Genomic DNA, 17,890 nt, shown 5'->3' with positions numbered 1-17,890 from the left:
TTCGCCGAGCGGCTGGCCGCGGTGTCCGTACCGTCCGCTCCGCCCAGTTCCGCGGCCAGCCGCTCGGCGAACCCGTCGGGGGTGGGGTGGTCGTACAGGGCGGTGTCGGGCAGCCGCAGGCCGGTCGCGGACCGCAGCCGGGTCACCAGCTCCACCGTCATCGCGGAGTCGAAGCCCAACTCCCGGAAGGTCAGCGCGGGGTCCATCCGTGCCGCGTCGGTGTGGCCGAGCACCGCCGCCGTCTGCGCGCGCACCAGCCGCGCCAGGTCCGCGGTGGTCCGCCGGGCCCCGGGTCCGGTGGGAACGACCGCCGAGGCGCGCTCCGTCACCCGCTCCCCCGGACCGGTCGCGGGCCCGGCCGTCTCCACCGGCGCGTCCGCCTCGACGGTGTCGGGCAGCCAGTACCGCTCCCGTTGGAAGGCGTAGGTGGGCAGCGCCACCCGGCGCGCGCCCGAACCGGCGAACACGGCGTGCCAGTCGACCGGCACACCGCGCACCGCCAGTTCGGCCAGCCGGGTCAGGAACCGGTCAAGGCCGCCCTCGCCCCGGCGCAGCGTGCCGACCGCGACCGCGGGCCCGCCGCCGCGCTCCGGCGCCGCGTCCACGGAGTCGAGCACGGCGGCGGTGAGCACCGGATGCGGACTGACCTCGACGAAGACCCGGTGGCCCTGGTCGAGCAACTCCCCGACGGCCGGGGCGAACCGAACGGTCTGCCGCAGGTTGCGGTACCAGTACCCTGCGTCCAGCTCCCGCCCGTCCAGTGGGCCTGCGGTGACGGTGGAGAAGAACGGCACGCGCGCCGGGCCCGGCGCGACCGGCGCCAGCGCCTCGGTCAACTCCCGCTCCACCGCCGCCACCTGTGGCGAGTGCGAGGCGTAGTCGACGGCGACGCGGCGGTTGCGTACGCCCTGTGCCGTGAGTTGGGCCGCCAGTTCGTCCAGGGCGTCCGGGTCGCCGGAGACGACGGCGGAGGCCGGGCCGTTGAGCGCGGCCACCGACAGGCGGCCCTCCCACGCCTCCAGGCGGCGGGCGGCCTCGGCGGCGGGCAGCGCGACGGACATCATGCCGCCGGAGCCGGCGAGCCGGCGGGCGATGGCCCGGCCGCGCAGGGCGACCACGCGCGCGGCGTCGGCCGTCGAGAGCGCCCCGGCCACGCACGCCGCGGCGATCTCGCCCTGTGAGTGGCCGACGACGGCGTCCGGGACCACTCCGCAGGAGCGCCACAGCTCGGCCAGCGACACCATCACGGCCCACGAGACGGGCTGCACCACGTCGACCCGATCCAACGAGGGTGCCCCCGGCGCCTGTTGGAGGACGTCGCGTACGGACCAGCCGGTGTACGGGGCCAGCGCGGCGGCACACTCGTCGAGCCGGGCCGCGAACACCGCGGACTCGGCCAGCAGCGCCACGCCCATACCGGCCCACTGCGAGCCCTGTCCCGGGAAGACGAAGACCGTGCTCCCCGACACGTCCGCCACCCCGGTCACCACGCCGGGCGCGTACCCGTCGACGGCCAGCCCCTCCAGCGCGCCGACGGCCGCGTTCCGGTCGGGGGCGAGCACGACGGCGCGGTGGGCGAAGTCGGTGCGGGAGGTGGCGAGGGAGAAGCCCACGTCCCGGGGTGCGAGCGCGGGGTCGTCCGTCAGCCGGTCCGCCAGCCGCGCGGCCTGGGCGCGCAGCGCCGCCTCGGAGCGCCCGGACAGCGGCCACACCGCCGACGCGGGTGAGGCCGCGGCCTCGCCGGGCGCCGCCCCGGCCGACGTGGACGGCACCGGACCGGACACCACCAGATGGCAGTTGGTGCCGCCCATCCCGAAGGACGACACGCCCGCCAGCGCCGGCCCCTCGCGGCGCGGCCAGGGGCGTGCCGACGCGACGACGTCCAGGCGCCACTCGTCGAAGCGGATGCGCGGGTGGGGACGCTCGAAGTTGAGGCTCGCGGGCAGCGCGCCGTGCCGCAGCGACAGGGCCACCTTCAGGAGTCCGACGATCCCGGCGGCGCCCTCCAGATGCCCCACGTTCGTCTTCGCCGAGCCGACCAGCAGCGGCCCGTCCGCCGTGCGCCCCGGCCCGTACACCGCGCCCAGCGCCGCCGCCTCGACGGGGTCGCCGACCCGGGTGCCGGTCCCGTGCAGCTCCACGTACTGCACGGCGGCGGGTGCCACGCCCGCCCGTCGGCACGCCTCGCGCAGCACCGCCTCCTGGCCGGTGGGGGCGGGGGTGGTGAGGGTCTCACCGGTGCCGTCGTTGTTGACCGCGCCGCCCTCGATGACGCAGTAGATGTCGTCGCCGTCGGCCAGCGCCCGCGCCAGCGGCTTGAGGAGCACCATGCCGCCGCCCTCGCCGCGCACGTATCCGTTGGCGCGCTCGTCGAACGTGAAGCAGCGGCCGTCCGGGGAGAGCGCGCCCAGCCGCCCGGCCGCCAGCGCGCCGCCCGGCGCGAGGTTCAGCTGCACACCGCCCGCCAGCGCCGTCGCCGACTCGCCCCGCCGCAGGCTCTCGCACGCCAGGTGCACCGCCACCAGGGACGACGACTGCCCGGTGTCGACGACCATGCTCGGCCCGCGCAGCCCCAGCACGTACGACAGGCGGTTGGCGATCACACCGCGGTTCAGGCCGGTCAGCGTGTGGCTTCCGACGGCCCGCGCGCCCCGGCGGTGCGCCAGCGCGCCGTAGTCGTCCGCGGTGACGCCGACGAAGACACCCGTGTCGCTGCCGCGAACGGCGGCGGGCAGCGTCCCCGCGTCCTCCAGCACCTCCCAGCCCAGCTCCAGTACGAGCCGCTGCTGCGGGTCCATCGCGCGTGCCTCGCGCGGGGAGACGCCGAAGAACCCGGCGTCGAAGCCGTCGACCGCGTCCAGGAACGCGCCCCGTCCGGTGGCCCGCTGTCCGCGCGCCGCCTCGTCGTCGCCCCAGCGTCCCGGCGGTACGGCCGAGACGGCGCTGCCGCCCTCCGTCAGCAGTCGCCAGAACCCGGCGGGGTCCGGCGCGGACGGCAGCCGGCAGGAGACCCCCACCACCGCGACGGCGTCGTCCCGCAGGGGGTGACGGCCGCGGGCCGCGGACTCGAAACGACTCAACGGAATCTCCCCAGTATTCGTCCCGGCGGCTCGTGGCAACGGAATACGAAACCCGCTGTGCAGGGCCGGTGGTCCAGCGTCACGGCGCGGGCGGCGACCGGCGGGAAATAACCGGACGACCGCTCTGGATTTCCTGACTCGCCGTCCTCGCGAAGTGTTTCTCCGGCTCCGGAGATTTCCGTCGCGCAAGCCGTTCGTCAGGTCCTGCCGACTTCGGAGCGTACGGGCGCGTATTCCGTGGGCGAGAAGTCCGGGAAAATATCATAGACATTCCCCTAAATTCGTCGTGTGGGGGCCGGGAAAGAGCGCTCGCTGCCCAAGGGTTGGCCTTCTCGCGTGCGGCGCGGCCGCACACCGGGCGGGAGGCCCGTACGCGGCGCGGCCGATCCGGCGGCGCCGCGCCAACCGACGACACGGAGGTGGGGAATGCGGCCCAGAATCGAACCGCAGGCCGTGGACGACTTCGCCGCGACGCCCGGCGGGCAGGAGTACGCCCAGGTCATGGGCGGGCTGCACGACGGACTCCTCGCGGACAGGCCGCCACCGTACGTGGTGCGCACCCTCGCCAACCACCCGTCGCTGCTGTCCGCGATCCTGCCGTTGCTGTCGCACGTGGCGGGGAACGTGCTCCCCGCGCGCGAGCGGGAGCTGGTGGTACTGCGTACGGCCTGGCGCTGCCAGGCGCCCTACGTGTGGGCCCATCACCACGCCTCGGGACTGCTGGTCGGGATGAGCGAGACGGAACTGGCCCGCGTCGCCTCCGACGACGCCGAGGGCTGGGAACCGTTCGAAGCCCTCCTGCTGTGCGCGGTCGACGAGTTGCACGCCTCGTCGGTGCTCTCGGACGGCACCTGGAAGCAGCTCGGGGACCACTACAGCGAGGAGCAGATCCTCGAACTGCTCGCGCTGTCCGGTACGTACCGGACCCTGGGCCAGATCCTCAACTCCACTCTGATGCCGCCCGACCCCTGGCTGGAGCAGCCGGCGCTGCTGCCCGCGGACCCGCGGCGGTCGGCGTCCGCGCGGCCGGTCGGCGGCGCCGGGTCGCGCCCCCGGCCGAGGCAACACCGGGGCATCGTCCTGCAGGGCGGGAACGGGCTGTCGCTGCTCGCCCCGGCGCAGGCCAGGACCGAACCGTCGCTGCACGAGATCCTCGTGCGCTTCCCCGGCCTGCTCTCGGCTGCCGCGAGCGCGCACGACGCCGCCTCCCGGCTGCTGCTGATCCGCCGGAACCCGGCCGACGTCGTCCCGGACGCCGACGGCTGCCCGTTCGGCGCCACCCACCTGTTCGCCGACGCCCAGGGGGTGCCGACACTCGTCGAGGTGGTGGAGCCGCACGACGTGTGGAACGTGCGCGAGTCGCTCGCCAGAATCCTCGAATACGCGGGCAGCGGATCGCGGCACTGGCCCATGCACATTCTTCAGCGGTCGCTGGAACACACCGCCCGCACGGCGGGTGTGAGCGTCGAGCAGGCGTTGAAGGAAACGGGCAGGACACTGGACGAGGAGACGTTCCTGCGCACGGTCGAGTCGAATCTCGTGACGGGCCGGCTGCGTATGGTGGTGGTCACCAGCGAATTGCCACCGGAATTCAGCCGGATGATCGATTTCCTGGGACGGCAGTTGCATCCGGCCGAGGTGTACGGAGTGGAGCTGCGGCGGTATTCCGACGGAATGCACGCGGCCTTCGTGCCGCGGGTGGTGGGCTGACCCGGCGGGTGTGCGGGGGTGCGGACCGTACGGTTCGCACACCGCCGCCGCGCCGCGCCCTCCCGCGCCGCCACCGGTCCACCCCGCCCTTGTCCCGCCCGCGCGGGGGCCGTGTCCTCGGGGACCGCCCCGGGCCCCGTCAGCGTTTCCGGCGGATCAGTGTGATGCCGTCGGCCATCGGCAGCATGGAGATCTCGACGCGGGGGTCGTCCCGCACCCGTGTGTTGAAGGCGCGGATCGCGACGGTGTCCGCGTCCTGTGCCTCGGGGTCCACGACCCGGCCGAAGAAGAGGGTGTTGTCGACGACGATCAGTCCGCTGTCGCCGACCAGTGTCAACGCCAGCTCGTAGTAGTCCGCGTAGCCCTCCTTGTCCGCGTCGATGAACACGAAGTCGTACGTGCCGGGGCCCTCCTCGGCGAGAAGCTCCTTCAGGGTGTCCCGGGCGTCGCCGACCCGGACGTCGATCAGGTCCGCGACACCCGCCCGCCGCCAGTGACCGGCGCCGAAGCGCGGCCAGCGGTCGGTGATGTCGCAGGTGACCAGTCGGCCGCCGGGCGCCAGGGCGCGGGCCAGACACAGTGTGCTGTAGCCCGTGAAGGTGCCGACCTCCAGGATCCTGCGGGCCGGTGTGAGGCCCGCGAGCAGGGTCAGCAGCTGCCCCTCCTCGGGCATGACCTGCATCGCGCTGCCCGCGGGCAGCTCCGCGGTCGCCTCCCGCAACTCCCGCAGCACGGAGTCCTCCCGCAGGGAGTTGTCCCGCAGGTACGCGGAGAGCGCGGCCGTAGGGCCCAGCTGGTTCGCCATGCGTCGTCCATCCTCTGTCGTCGCGGTGTCGTACGCGTGTCGCGGCGGCGCGCGGTCAGCCGTCCCGGAGGCTGACGGCGTGCAGCTCCATCGTCGGCGGCGGCGCCTGGGGCGTCGGGTGGAGATGCAGCCGCTGGACGCCTTCCTCGGCGGGTGCCGCCAACTCCGCCGCGCAGCCGCACGCTTCGTCGGTGAAGCCCGTCATGCGGTAGGCGATCTCCATCATGCGGTTGCGCTCCGTCCGCCGGAAGTCGGCCACCAGATGCACGCCCGCCCGCGCGGCCTCGTCCACCAGCCGGCCGAGGATCACCGAGCCGGCGCCGAACGACACCACCCGGCAGGACGTGGCCAGCAGCTTCAGATGCCACACGCGCTCGTGCTTCGCCAGCAGCTCAAGACCGACCGCGCCGTGCGGCCCGAACCGGTCGGCGAGCGTCGCCACCAGTACTTCGTGCCGCGGGTCGGCCAGCAGAGCGCGCAGGTCAGGCAGCGAGTAGTGCACGCCCGTGGCGTTCATCTGGCTGGTGCGCAGGGTCAGTTCCTCGACCCGGGACAGCTCCGTCCCGGAGGCACGCCGGATGTGCATCACCAGTTCGAGCGAGCGCAGGAACTCCTCGCTCGGCCCCTGGAAGTCCGTCTCGGCGGCCTTCCGCCGGAAGCCGGCCTGGTACATCTCGCGGCGGCGGCGCGCGTCCACGGTCACCGTCGGCGGGCTGAATTCCGGCAGTTCGTCGAGTACGGCCAGCCGCCGCGCGTCGTAGCAGCGGACCTCCGGCAGATGGAAGGCGACCTCCGCCCGTTCCGTCGGCTGGTCGTCGACGAAGGCGATCGTGTCGAGGGCGAAGTTCAGCTCGGCGGCGATCGCGCGCACGGAGTCCGACTTCGGGCCCCAGCCGATGTGCGGCAGTACGAAGAACTCGGCCACGCCGAGCGCCTCCAGCCGCTGCCACGCCGGGTCGTGGTCGTTCTTGCTGGCGACCGCCTGGAGGACGCCTCGGCTGTCCAGCTCGGCGATGAGCCGCCGCACCGGTTCGGCGAGCGTCACCTCCGCGTCCTCCAGCAGGGTGCCCTGCCACAGGGTGTTGTCGAGGTCCCAGACCAGGCACTTCACGATCGTGGCCGGTTCAGCCACCGCTCCTCCTCGTTCGCCGTCGCCCTCGCGCTCCACACCGTTCACACCGCCGCCCCCGACACCGCGTGGTCGGCGAGGATCAGCTGGCAGATCTCGGTGCTGCCTTCGATGAGTTCCATGAGCTTCGCGTCGCGGTACGCGCGCTCCACCACGTGGCCCTCGTGCGCCGCCGCGGAACCGAGCACCTGCACCGCCGTGGCGGCGCCCTGGGCGGCCTGCACGGCGCCCACCTGCTTGGCGAGGACGGTGGCCATGACCATGTCGGGCGAGCCGCTGTCCCAGCAGCCGCTGGCGTGCTCGCACATCCGGGTGACGGTCCGCTCCGCGGTCAGCAGGTTCGCCAGATGGCGTCCCACCAGCTGGTGTGCGGCCAGTGGCTTCCCGAACTGGTGGCGGGTGCGGGCGTGTTCGGCCGCCGCGCCCAGGCAGGCGCGCAGGATGCCCGCGCAGCCCCAGGCGACGGAGAGCCGTCCGTAGGCCAGCGCGGTCGTCACCAGGAGCATCAGCGGCTGCCCGCCTCCGAGCACGGCGCTCGCGGGCAGCCGTACGCCGTCGAGCCGTACGTGCGCGTGCCCCGCCGCCCGGCAGCCCGAGGGCCGCGGGACCCGTTCCACCGTCACCCCGGGCGCCGACGCGGGCACCACGGCGGCGGCGGCCCCTGAGCCGTAGCGGCCGACGACGACGATCAGGTCGGCGTAGTGGGCCGCGGTGGTCCAGGTCTTCTGCCCGTTCAGGACAACGCCGTCACCGTCCGGCTCGATGGTCGTGCCGATCGCCGACAGGTCGCTGCCCGCCTCCGGTTCGCTGAACGCGACGGCGGCGAGCCGGCCGCCCGCCAGCTTCGGCAGATACGCGGCGTGCTGCTCCGCGGAGCCCAGCCGCTGGATCGTCCACGCGGCCATGCCATGGGACGTCATCACACTCCGCAGGGAGCTGCACCGGCTGCCCACGTACGCGGTGAACGCCCCGTTCGCCGCGCTGCTCGCGCCCGGTCCGCCGTGGGCGGCCGGGACCTGGGCGCACAGCAGACCGCGGCCGGCGAGCGCCCGCAGCACGTCGTCGGGCAGCAGCCCGTCCCGGTCCCAGTCGGCGGCGCGGTCGCCGACGAGTTCGTCGATGAACTCGCGTGCGCCGTCGAGCGGTTCGCGGCCCCGCGCGGACGTCTGCCCGGGGGCGGACGCCCGCGTCCGACCGGGCGCGGGCTCAGGCATCGGCGGACGGCTCGGTGTCCCGCAGCCGCGACACCAGGGCGGTCATGGCCTCGATACTGCGGAAGTTGTCGCGCTTGAGGTCGTTCCCGAGGATCTGCACCGCGAAGTCCTGCTCCAGCTGGACCACGAGTTCCATCGCGAACATCGAGGAGACCAGCCCGGTCGCGAAGAGGTCCTGCTCCGGGGGGACTTCGGTCTTCACCCGGCCGGTGACGAACGCTGTGATCCGCTGCTCGATCCGTTCCGTGGTGATGGTCGTTTCCACACTCATCGCAGCACCTCTTCGTAGTCGTAGAAACCGCGCCCGGTCTTACGGCCGAGGTCGCCGCGGCGTACCTTTTCCAAAAGGAGTTCACAGGGTTCGAACGTGGAATTCCCGGTCCGTTCGGCGAGCAGCCGCAGGGCGTCCGCCAGATTGTCGAGCCCGATGAGGTCGGCGGTGCGCAGGGGGCCCGTCGGATGCCCGAGGCAGCCCTGCATGAGCCGGTCCACGGATTCGACGTCAGCGGTTCCCTCGGCGACGACACGCGCCGCCTCGTTGATCATGGGATGCAGCAGCCGGCTGGTGACGAACCCGGGGGCGTCCCGCACGACGATCGTCTTCTTCCCGAGCCGTCCGAGCAGGGAGAGGATCGCGGCCATGGCGTCGTCGCCGGTCCGCGGGCCGCGTACCACCTCCACCATCTCGATGAGATAGGCGGGATTCATGAAATGCACACCGGCCAGTTCCGCGGGACGCTGAACTGATTTCGCCAGTTCCTCGACGGGAATCCCCGACGTGTTGGTGATGAGGGGAGTCCCGGCGGGGACGATGCCGGAGATCTCCGCCAGGACCCGCGCCTTGAGCGACGCGTCCTCGGTGATCGCCTCGACCACCGCGGCGGATCCGGCCGCGGACGTCGGGGTGAGGGATGTGGTGAGCGTTCCCACGGTCGCCGTATCGGGGAAGGCTCCCATGAACCGCCCGTGGCGCAGCTGCTGGGTGATTTCCGCCCGCGCTTTCGCCAGAACATCCGCCGAGACGTCGACGAGCGCGACATCGATTCCGCGGCCCAGGGCGAGTGTGGTGATGGCGCGCCCCATGACACCGGCGCCCAGGACGGTTATCGTGATCGCCGGTAAATTCGCTGCCACACGGTCTCCGATCGTCATGCGGCTGAGCCCGTCGCCGCACATGCGGAAACAGGTGGAGTTCTTCTTACACAACGTGCCGGCAACCTTTGGCGGGTCACCCCGAAGGGAGCGGCCGTTTCCATCAAGCCGTGGGTCCGCGGTGGTCGTCAACGCCAGCCGTCGCGTACTAGGGAGATCCGTAGGAAGGCCGTTTCGAGGCAACTTCCCGCCTTCTTGGCGCACCTTATGGGTGGCTCGCTGGCCATGGCGCCCCTCGGACAGGGGAGGGCGTGTACACGTATCGCCTGTCGCCGTCCGTGCTCCTCGGCGGCGCGGGCACGGCGGTATCCGGCATGTCCGCCGTCCGCGGCGGGGCGCTTTTCCTCACCCTTTGTTGCTGGCATCGTGGAGTTCTGTCCCGGCCCTCCGTACGACTGCGCGGACGGTCGCCGCGGCGCACCACATCTCCGTCAGCTATCTGCACAGGCTCTTCCGGGACCAGGACACCACGGTCGCCGCTCTGCTCCGGCAGGTACGGCTGGAGGGCGCGCGCGCGGATCTCACCGATCCGGCGTTGCGCGACATGAGTGTGCACCTCATCGCGGCCCGCTGGGGTTTCGCCAGCCGCTCGGCCTTCACCCGCGCGTTTCACGCCGCCTACGGCATGGCCCCGTGCGACCACCGCCACGAGGGGTGTTCCCGCACGCCGCCCCGCTGACCCGTGGCCGCCGCGGGCGTCCGCGTCGCGGGGGCCGGGTCAGACCCTGCTGACGGTCAGGCGCTCCAGCTCCGGGATCACTGCGCGTAGATCCTTGTCCTCGACGTATGTCGTCGCGCGGGCGCGGATGTCCGGCGCGGCGTTGAAGGCGACGCCCAGGCCGACGTTGTCGAAGACCAGGCCGTCGGTGGGGCAGGCGCCGACGGCGGCGCAGTCCGTGGGGGCGACCCCGAGATCGTCGGCCCGGCGCCGGACGAACTCGATCTGGTCCGCGGTCGTGACCGGGGTACCGGCCCGGCCCGTGAAGCGACCGTTCATCGCGTCGAGGAAGCGGCCCGAGTACGAGTGGAAACCGAACCGGTCCGCGAGGTGCGCGCCGATCGGGGTCCAGCCGAGGCTGGAGATGATCGGCACCAGACCGTTGCGCCAGCACCACTGTGTGGTCTCCGCGATGCCCGGCACCATCGGCAGCCCGGCGAGCTGGGTGTGGAGCGCCTTCTCGGGGATTCCGGTCCAGCGCAGGGCGTCGGTCTGTCCCTTTTCGTGCACACCTGAAGCCCCGCTCAGCCCGAGGCATTCCTCGACGAGCCGGGACAGGCTGCTTCCCGGGACCAGAATGCAGTCCACGGAGAAGAACACGGCGGCGGTTTGGGCAAACATAAGAGTTGTTGCATTATGCCACCCTTAAGGGATCCGCAGTAGGTAAATTCGCGATTACTTTTTCGGGACCCGGTGCGGGAGCCGGATCCGGCTTCAGAGTCGGCCGAGACGGTCGGCGGCGCCGTGCAGACGCGCGGCCCACCGCGGGTCGGCCAGGGCGTCCGCGGCTTCGCCGGGGAGACTGAGGTGGATGTCGCGGCTGTGATCGTCCTCGGGGGTCGGCATGACCAGGATCGTCCAGGGAATGGGACTGCCCGGGAGTTCGGACCAGAACGGCCGGCCGGTGCCGAAGTCCATCGCGTACATGGGCAGCCTGCCGACGTTGTTCAGCGCCACCGTGCCCTCGAACGCGTCCAGCGACATGCGGCTGAGGACGCGTCCTGAACTCCTCGCGCGGCGCTGGGCCTCCAGGAAGGCGACCTCCTGGCGCACCCGTTCGGGGGTGACACGGTTCAGAGCGTCGCGTATCGCCCCGGCGGCATGCGCGAGGGGCTCCTCGCGCAGCTCACGGGCCAGGAGAGCGGCCGTGGTGTTGGAGACGGCGTTGCCCCAGTACCCGTCAGGAAGGCGCTCCTTGAGCACGCTCCGCAGACCGACCACGACTCCCAGGCGCTCCTCGGCCCCGGGTTCCCGGTCGCGCAGCGCGCTGAGCACCCGCCACAGGTGTGCCCCGAGCGCGTCGCCGCTGGAGGCCGGGGGCCGGTCGCGGTCCTGACCCGCGCGAGCGGTCTCGCGCAGGGCGAGGACCTCCTCGGCGGTGAAGCGGACGACGGTCGTGCGCACCTTCCGCGCGTGGGCGTTGACCTTCCAGATGAACCCGAACTTCCGCCGCCCGGTGACGACGTCGTACTGCGAGTCCGTCGGCTCGGGCCGCGCGTCGTCGGCCAGGCCGTCCAGCAGCGCGCGGTCGCGTGGCGGTGCCGAGAACTCCTGCCCCAGGTGTGTGCGGGAGCAGTGGAGCAGGAAGTCCAGGTAGCTGCTGGCGTCGACAACGCTGTGGTTGATGGAGACGCCGAGCACGGAGCCGCCGCCGCGCATGTGGGTGACCTTGAGGCCGAGCAGCGGGGCGTTGTGTCCGACGACACGGAAGGGGTTGACGGCGGGGACGTACCGGCGCATCTGCGGGCGTACGGGCCGGCCCGGCCCGACATCCGGCATGGGGTCGCCGGAGGAGGTCACCGTGAGGGCGGCGCCCGCGTCGTCGCACAGCACGCTGAGCCCGCCGTCGTCGTCACGGACGAGGCGGCCGGTGAGCAGCGGATAGTGTGCGAGGGTGCGTCGCAGGGAGTCGGCGAGGGCGTCGGCGTCCAGGCTCTCGCGGTAGAAAAAGGTGCGCGACGTGGCGAACGTACCGTTCATCAGGTCGTGGACGCCGAGCCGGACTCGTTCGCCGGACGCCCCTCCCCCGCGCAGCACAACGGTGCGCTCAGCTCTGTCCAGCGGGCGGCCGTACTTCATCGGGAGCGACTCCAGGGTGTGCGGGGCAGGGACGAGGGGCCCACGGAGAACGAGTACATCTTCTGGTGACAGACCGGTGGGGCCGGGCACCCGCAGTCCGTGAACGGACACCCGCGCCGGCCGGAGTTCCCTGCCAGGGCAGGGCAGGGCCCGGCGGGGCCGGGTGATTCCCACCCGACGGCGGCCGGGTGGCAGTCGCGGCGGGGGCGCTTCAGCCCGTGGGCTTCTCCTCCGTCACGGAGATGGCCCTCAGCGGGCACACCTCGGAGGCCTCGCGCACGGCGCGGGCATGCGCGGGGGCGGGACGGTCGGCCAGCAGTACGGCCATGCCGTCGTCGCCCTGGTCGAAGACCTCGGGGGCGATGAAAGCGCACGAGCCGGCACCCATGCACCTGTCGTAGTCGATCGCGATGTACATCCGGACTTCCTACACACTCGTCGAGCCAACTGATGAGGATAGTGGCCGAGCCTGGGGGTACCGGGCCGAGCCCATCGTGCGCCGCCGCCGCCTGGACCCGGCCCGGCATGCGGCACTGTCTGGGGTTTTCCCCAGACATCCGGCCCACGCGGCTGCCCCGGGCGCCGGATTGTGCGGGCCCCGGTCCCGGTGCTCGCCCATACTCGGGGGAATCCCTAGACAGCGCGGCCGGTGCTGGCCCGGCACGGCGCCGTTGTGTTGGGGTGGCCGGGCGGTCGGGCGGCGCTCCGACCGGCGGACGGCGCCCGCGCGGCCGTCGTACGGCATCTGCGAAAGGGAGTCCGGGTGGCGCAGCAAGGCACCGCGGACGTGCTGTTCCCGACGCCCGGGGCCGGTGTCCGGCTCGAACGCCCGTCGGCCGTGGCCCCGGCGGTGTGGCTCGGCCGTAGCGGCACCGGCGTTTCGGTGTCCGGCCCTCCGCCTTTCGCGCGCTCGGCGCGCGAGGCCGCTTCGATCCACGTCTCTCATCCCCCGGCCTCGGCCCCTCTCGCGACGGAGTGACCCCATGAAGACCAGGCCCGAACTGCCCGTGATCCCTTCGGAACGGGGAAAATGCCCGTTCGACCCGCCCGCCGAGTACGCCCGGCTGCGCGCCGAACAGCCGGTCAGCCCCGTCACCTTCCAGGTGGCGCCGAAGGACACGTCGGGCTGGCTGGTGACCCAGCACGATCTGGTCCGGCAGATCCTCGCCGACGATCGCTTCAGCCACCGCAACGAGTTGCTGGCGCACGTGGTCGCGCCGCCCTTCCCGATGACCGAGTACGCCCCGCAGCCCGCGGCGCCCGGGTCGTTCGCGAAGATGGACGCGCCCGAGCACAGCAAGTACCGGCGGCTGCTGGCGGGCCACTTCACACTGCGGCGCATCCAGCAGTACGAGCCGCACCTGACGCGCATCGTGGACGAGACGCTGACGGAGATGGCCGCCAAGGGCTCGTCCGCCGATCTGCTCACCGACTTCGCGGAGAAGGTCAGCCTGCGGTCGGTGTGTTCGCTGATGGACGTCTCCCCCGAGCTGATGGACGGGATCCAGAAGCACTTCGGGGCGCTGATGACCCTCACGTACACGCTGGAGGAGTTCATCCACCACATCGAGTCGATGGACGGCCTCATCCGACCGATGGTCCGTGAGCGTTCGGCGGAGCGGGGCGAGGACTTCTTCGGCCAGCTGGCGCGGACGGACGAGCTGACCGAGGACGAGATGGTCAACCTCGCCGTCCTCACCCTGGGCGGCTCGCTCGACACCACGCCCAACATGCTGGCCCTGGGGACCTTCGCCCTGCTGGAGCACCCGGACCAGCTGGCCCTGCTGCGGGAGAAGCCGGAGCTGTACGAGGCCGGGGCGGTGGACGAGCTGCTGCGTTACCTGACGATCTCTCAGATGGGCTCCAGCCGATGTGCCCTGGAGGACATCGAGATCGGCGGCACCACGATCAAGGCGGGCCAGACGGTGGTCCTGTCGCTGCCCGCCGCCAACCGTGACCCCGCGGTCTTCGCCGACCCCGACCGGCTCGACGTCACACGCATCCCCCGCAAACACCTCGCCCTCGGCTTCGGCCCGCACCAGTGCCTGGGCCAGCACCTGGCACGGGCCAGTCTGCGCATCGGGCTGCGCGCGCTGTTCGAGCGCTTCCCCTCGCTGCGGCTGGCGACCCCCGCCGAGGAGGTTCCGCTGCGCGACCGTGCGGTGCACTACGGCGTCGACCAGTTGCTCGTCGCCTGGGACTGACCCTCATGACACGGAGGAAGCCGGCGCGTCACGGAGCGGAGACGGACGCGCCCGCCCTCCCCGCGGACGCCCGCGGCGCGTGGCGCGCCCGCACCGGAGCGGGCCGGGGCCCGCGCCGCGTATCCGTGTCCGCCCAGGTCCGAGGCCGCGTCCGCGGCACGCACCGCGGCACGCACCGCGGTCCGCGCCCGCACTCGCGTGGCCGAACGCCCTTCAGCCCGTGAAACGCCGGTCGGCCGGGTCGAGATCCGGACCCGGTCGATACCTCTTTGTTGCATGCCGACGAGAAACTCAATGCAAATGAGCGTTCCGGCACCTCTCCTGATCTGTCATGAGCCAAAATGGCGCATTCGGAGGGGTGCTGAGTCGGCGTGGTCGGTCTGTGCGGGGAAGCTCCGGGGCAACTCGAAGCCCCTGCCCCTCCGGCGTTACGGCAGAGAGGCAGAGGGCGATGATCGCTGCGCACGGGGGCAGCTCCCGGGAACCGTTTCCTGACGGACCGGCCGCGGAGCAGGAGCCCGAGCCGGTGGAGCGTGAGCGTGAGCTGGCCCTCCTCGGCGAGCTGGCACAGGGCACCGCGGCCGGCCGCCCCGGCCTCGTCCTGCTCGAAGGCCCGGACGGCAGCGGCAAGTCGGCCCTGTTGCGCGCCCTGATCACCCGGGCACGGGACGAGAACCTGCGCGTGGTCCACGCCCGCCCCGGCCGGGAGGGCAACCGGCTGCCGCTGAGCACGGCCCGTGCCCTGCTGACCGGCCTCGGCATCGACGTCGACAGGATGCCGCCGACTGTCCGCCCGGGGGCACCGGGCGGCCCAGGACCCGGCGCGTGGATCCCCGGGCCGCCCGACGGCGACGGTGCCGGGGTGCCCTTCGATGTGCTGGCCGGGCTGCACGAGATCGTCCGGTCGGCCGCGGAGAACGGCCCGCTGGCCATCGTCGTCGACGACGCGGACGAGGCCGACGCCGCGTCGCTGCGTTTCCTCGTGCACAGTGCCCGCCGGATGGCGGGGCTGCGCGTACTGCTGGCGCTGGCCCACCGCAGCGGCGCGCACGTCCCGGCCCTCAACGAGGTGGCGGCCCTGCCGATGTGCCGGGTGCTCCGGCCGCGGCCGCTGACCCGTGAGGGGATCGGGGTACTGGCGCGGCGGCTGCTCGGTACGGAGACCGATGCGGCCTTCCACGCGTCGTGCCTCGCGGCGACGAACGGCAACCCACTGCTGGTGACCCGGCTCCTGACGGCGTTGCGCGAGGAGCGGTCGCCCGCGGCGGCCCCTGGCCGCCCGGCCTCCGTGGCCGCACAGGACGCCTCGGTCCTGCGCCTGCGCGCGGCGCGGCTGCCGCCCCAACTGCCGGAGCCCACCGTCCGGGTGGCGCGTGCGCTGGCCGTGCTCGGTGACGAGGTCGCGCCGGAGGCCGGCGCGCGCCTGGCGCGGATGGACAGCGCCGTCTTCGCCCGCTCCCTGCTGGCGCTCGTCTTCGGTGGACTGGTCGTCTCCAAGGGGGACGGAAACTGGTCCTTCGCCGACGCGCGGCTGTCCGACACCGTCCTTGGCGAGATGTCCGGGGAGGAGCTGGACACCGCGCACGGCCGGGCGGCCAGGCTGCTGCACGACGCCGGGACCAGCCCCGCGACCGTGGCGGAGCATCTGCGCCGGGCACCGTCCACGACACACCAGCCGTGGGCCCGCGACGTGCTGCGGGAGGCCGCCCGTGAGGCCATGCTGCGTGGTTCCCCCGCGCGCGCGACGGAGCTGCTGCGCCCGTGCGTGCCCGAGGGATCCGAGCAGGACTGCGAACCGAGCCTGCTCGTCGAACTCGGTGTGGCGGAGAGCCGCGTCGATCCCGGGGCCAGTATTCGCCATCTGACCTCGGCGCTGGAGCGGACCGCCCAGCCGGCCTTACGGCGTCAGGCCGTGCGGGCCCTCGCCGAGGCACTCACCAGACAGGGACAGGTGGCGCGGGCCCTGGAACTCCTGGCCCGTTACCGCGCGGAGACGGCCGTACCCCTGTCCCGCTCGGCCTCCGCCCCTCAACTCATCGAAGCCCAGATGCTGCTGGCGGCCACCGGGAACCGGGCCGCGTACACCGAGATGCTGGCGACCGTCTCCCTGGACCTCGCGCTGCCCGGGAACAGCGCCGGGGAACTCGCCCTGCTCGCGGCCCGTGCCGTCATCGCGGTGTCGCGCATGGACCGGGTCGGCGAGGCGGTCACCGCCGCCCGCACCGTCATACGCCACGGAACGACGGCCGATGACGCCCCGCTCGTTCTCGGCACCGCCGCCTCCGTGCTGCTCTACGCCGACCGGCCGTACGAGGCGCAGAGCGTCTACCGGCGGCTCCTCAGAGACACCGGGACACAGTCGGCCGATACGAGTCTGCTCGCCCTCAGCGCGGAGGCGCATCTGCGGCTCGGCGCCCTCGACCGGGCGCTGCGTACCACCGCCGCCGCCCTCAAGAACGTCACCGTTCCGCACGCCAGCCGGTACGAGGCGTTGCCCCTCGCCGTACGGCTGGCGGCCCTGCTCGACCGGGGTGACCTGGCTCAGGCGATCCACCTGGCCGCGGAGATACCCGACCCCGTCCCGGACGGTTCCTGGGAGTGGAACGAGGTGTTGTGCGCCCAGGGCAGGCTACGGCTCGACATGGGGGACCCCAAGGGGGCTCTGACGCTCTTCGAGGAGTGCGCGCGTCGGCAGCGGGAGTGGCAGCGCCTCAGTCCTGCCGTCTCCTCCTGGTGGTACTGGGCCGGGCACACCCATCTCGCGCTGGGCGACCGGCACGCGGCCGCCGCGCTGGCCGAGGAGGCCGTCGCCGCCGCCCGGTCCGCGGACCTGCCGTGTGCCCTGGGGGCGGGACTCGAACTGTGGGCGGCGTCGGCGGGCGACGAGGAACGGCCGCTCCTGCTGGAGGAGGCCGAGCAGGTACTCACCGGCACCCGGGCCGCCCTGGCGCGCGCCCGCGTGCGGGTCGCCCGGGGCCAGGAGCTGCAGCGGCTCGGGGAGACGAAGGCCGCCCGCGAGGTGCTGCGGAAGGGCTGGGAGGAGGCGTACGACGTCGGCTCCCGCTCCCTGCACACCGTCGCCCACCGGGCGTTGCTCGCCGCCGGCGCGCGTCCGCGCCGACCGGTGTCGCGGGGCGTCGGAGCGCTCACGCAGAGCGAGTCCCAGGTCGCGCGCCTCGCCGCGGAGGGCCGGTCGAACGCGTCGATCGCCGAGTCCCTGTACGTGACACAGCGGACCGTGGAGGTTCATCTGACCTCGGTGTACCGCAAGCTCGGCCTGTCCGGGCGGCGCCAGCTGAGGGACGCGCTCGAACCGGAGGTCGCCGACGCCTCCGAGCCGGGGCGGTGACGGCTCCTCGGGGCTTCCCCGAGGGGTCGTGTCCCGGCCGGGGCGGCGTCGGCCCTCCGCTCCCCCGGACGCGACAGCGGGAGGTGACGGATCCTCAAGAAGCCTTATCCCAGGGCGTCCTGGGCCCGGCGCGCCCGGCCTCTTCGGACCCCACTTGCTGGCGCACCCCTCGCTGTGATCTGCTGACGCTTAGATTTCAAGCACTTATGAGTGAACCTCTGGGACCCCACCCGCATGAGCGAATCGATGGATTCTCCGCATACAGCTACCCGGACATACGCTGCCACCCGTGCCGTACCCCCGCGCCCTTAGGGCCTCTCGTTTGGATCACGCCGGGCTCGCGAGCCCTGGCACCGCGCCTCGCCGCGTTGTCGTCGGTCGCCCACGCTCCGCGTGGGCTCCCTCCTCCGCCTCGCGATCCACGGCACCGGACCCCGCTCCCTCATCCGG

Annotated in this window: 12 protein-coding genes and 1 pseudogene; 4 read left to right on the top strand and 9 right to left on the bottom strand. The window is 72.8% G+C overall.

All coding sequences use genetic code 11. The features are described from left to right. Positions 1-3,080, bottom strand: a 3,080-nt coding sequence (locus tag DVH02_RS17770) for a type I polyketide synthase (protein WP_233518295.1), incomplete at its 3' end; no start/stop codon positions are given. Between the two features lie 426 nt (positions 3,081-3,506). Between DVH02_RS17770 and DVH02_RS17765 the strand changes: the two genes are divergently transcribed. Further along, positions 3,507-4,790, top strand: coding sequence for a carboxymuconolactone decarboxylase family protein (locus tag DVH02_RS17765; RefSeq protein ID WP_114624793.1), 1,284 nt, complete (start codon positions 3,507-3,509; stop codon positions 4,788-4,790). A gap of 139 nt (positions 4,791-4,929) precedes the next feature. Here DVH02_RS17765 and DVH02_RS17760 read toward each other — a convergent pair whose 3' ends face one another. The 5 genes from DVH02_RS17760 to DVH02_RS17740 are packed head-to-tail and all read right to left on the bottom strand — an operon-like array spanning position 4,930 to position 9,090. Then, complete coding sequence (locus DVH02_RS17760; protein WP_114624792.1) at positions 4,930-5,595, bottom strand: O-methyltransferase; 666 nt, start codon at positions 5,593-5,595, stop codon at positions 4,930-4,932. Between the two features lie 55 nt (positions 5,596-5,650). After that, positions 5,651-6,727: an HAD-IIIC family phosphatase gene (locus tag DVH02_RS17755; protein WP_114624791.1), complete on the bottom strand. Its 1,077-nt coding sequence runs from the start codon at positions 6,725-6,727 to the stop codon at positions 5,651-5,653. Positions 6,728-6,768: 41 nt separating this feature from the next. Next, a complete protein-coding gene (locus tag DVH02_RS17750) occupies positions 6,769-7,938 on the bottom strand; it encodes an acyl-CoA dehydrogenase family protein (RefSeq protein WP_114624790.1) in 1,170 nt (389 codons plus the stop codon). After that, the gene (locus tag DVH02_RS17745; RefSeq protein WP_114624789.1) at positions 7,931-8,209 is read right to left on the bottom strand and encodes a phosphopantetheine-binding protein; all 279 of its coding nucleotides are present in this window, start codon (positions 8,207-8,209) and stop codon (positions 7,931-7,933) included. The genes DVH02_RS17750 and DVH02_RS17745 overlap by 8 nt, the downstream gene beginning before the upstream one ends. After that, a complete protein-coding gene (locus tag DVH02_RS17740) occupies positions 8,206-9,090 on the bottom strand; it encodes a 3-hydroxyacyl-CoA dehydrogenase family protein (RefSeq protein ID WP_114624796.1) in 885 nt (294 codons plus the stop codon). The genes DVH02_RS17745 and DVH02_RS17740 overlap by 4 nt, the downstream gene beginning before the upstream one ends. A 403-nt stretch (positions 9,091-9,493) precedes the next feature. On the opposite strand from DVH02_RS17740, the pseudogene DVH02_RS36205 reads away from it, so the two are divergent. Continuing rightward, positions 9,494-9,769 (top strand): annotated as a pseudogene (locus tag DVH02_RS36205) (helix-turn-helix transcriptional regulator); the annotation flags it as partial. A 39-nt stretch (positions 9,770-9,808) separates the two neighbouring features. On the opposite strand, the gene DVH02_RS17730 reads toward DVH02_RS36205, so the two are convergent. From DVH02_RS17730 to DVH02_RS17720, 3 genes are all read right to left on the bottom strand, one after another. Next, a complete protein-coding gene (locus DVH02_RS17730; RefSeq protein ID WP_233518293.1) occupies positions 9,809-10,429 on the bottom strand; it encodes an HAD family hydrolase in 621 nt (206 codons plus the stop codon). A gap of 93 nt (positions 10,430-10,522) precedes the next feature. Next, positions 10,523-11,887: an acyltransferase gene (locus tag DVH02_RS17725; RefSeq protein ID WP_114624788.1), complete on the bottom strand. Its 1,365-nt coding sequence runs from the start codon at positions 11,885-11,887 to the stop codon at positions 10,523-10,525. Between the two features lie 211 nt (positions 11,888-12,098). After that, entirely contained in the window at positions 12,099-12,305 is a 207-nt protein-coding gene (locus DVH02_RS17720) for a ferredoxin (RefSeq protein ID WP_114624787.1), read from the bottom strand. Positions 12,306-12,870: 565 nt separating this feature from the next. On the opposite strand from DVH02_RS17720, the gene DVH02_RS17710 reads away from it, so the two are divergent. Both DVH02_RS17710 and DVH02_RS17705 read left to right on the top strand, forming a co-directional pair. Next, a complete protein-coding gene (locus tag DVH02_RS17710) occupies positions 12,871-14,091 on the top strand; it encodes a cytochrome P450 (protein ID WP_114624785.1) in 1,221 nt (406 codons plus the stop codon). A gap of 526 nt (positions 14,092-14,617) precedes the next feature. Beyond that, entirely contained in the window at positions 14,618-17,440 is a 2,823-nt protein-coding gene (locus DVH02_RS17705) for an AAA family ATPase (RefSeq protein WP_158575902.1), read from the top strand. The last annotated feature ends 450 nt before the right edge of the window (positions 17,441-17,890 follow it).

This window comes from Streptomyces corynorhini, assembly GCF_003346515.1.
Taxonomy (GTDB): Bacteria; Actinomycetota; Actinomycetes; order Streptomycetales; family Streptomycetaceae; genus Streptomyces; species Streptomyces corynorhini.
This window is presented reverse-complemented; position numbering and strand designations above follow the sequence as displayed.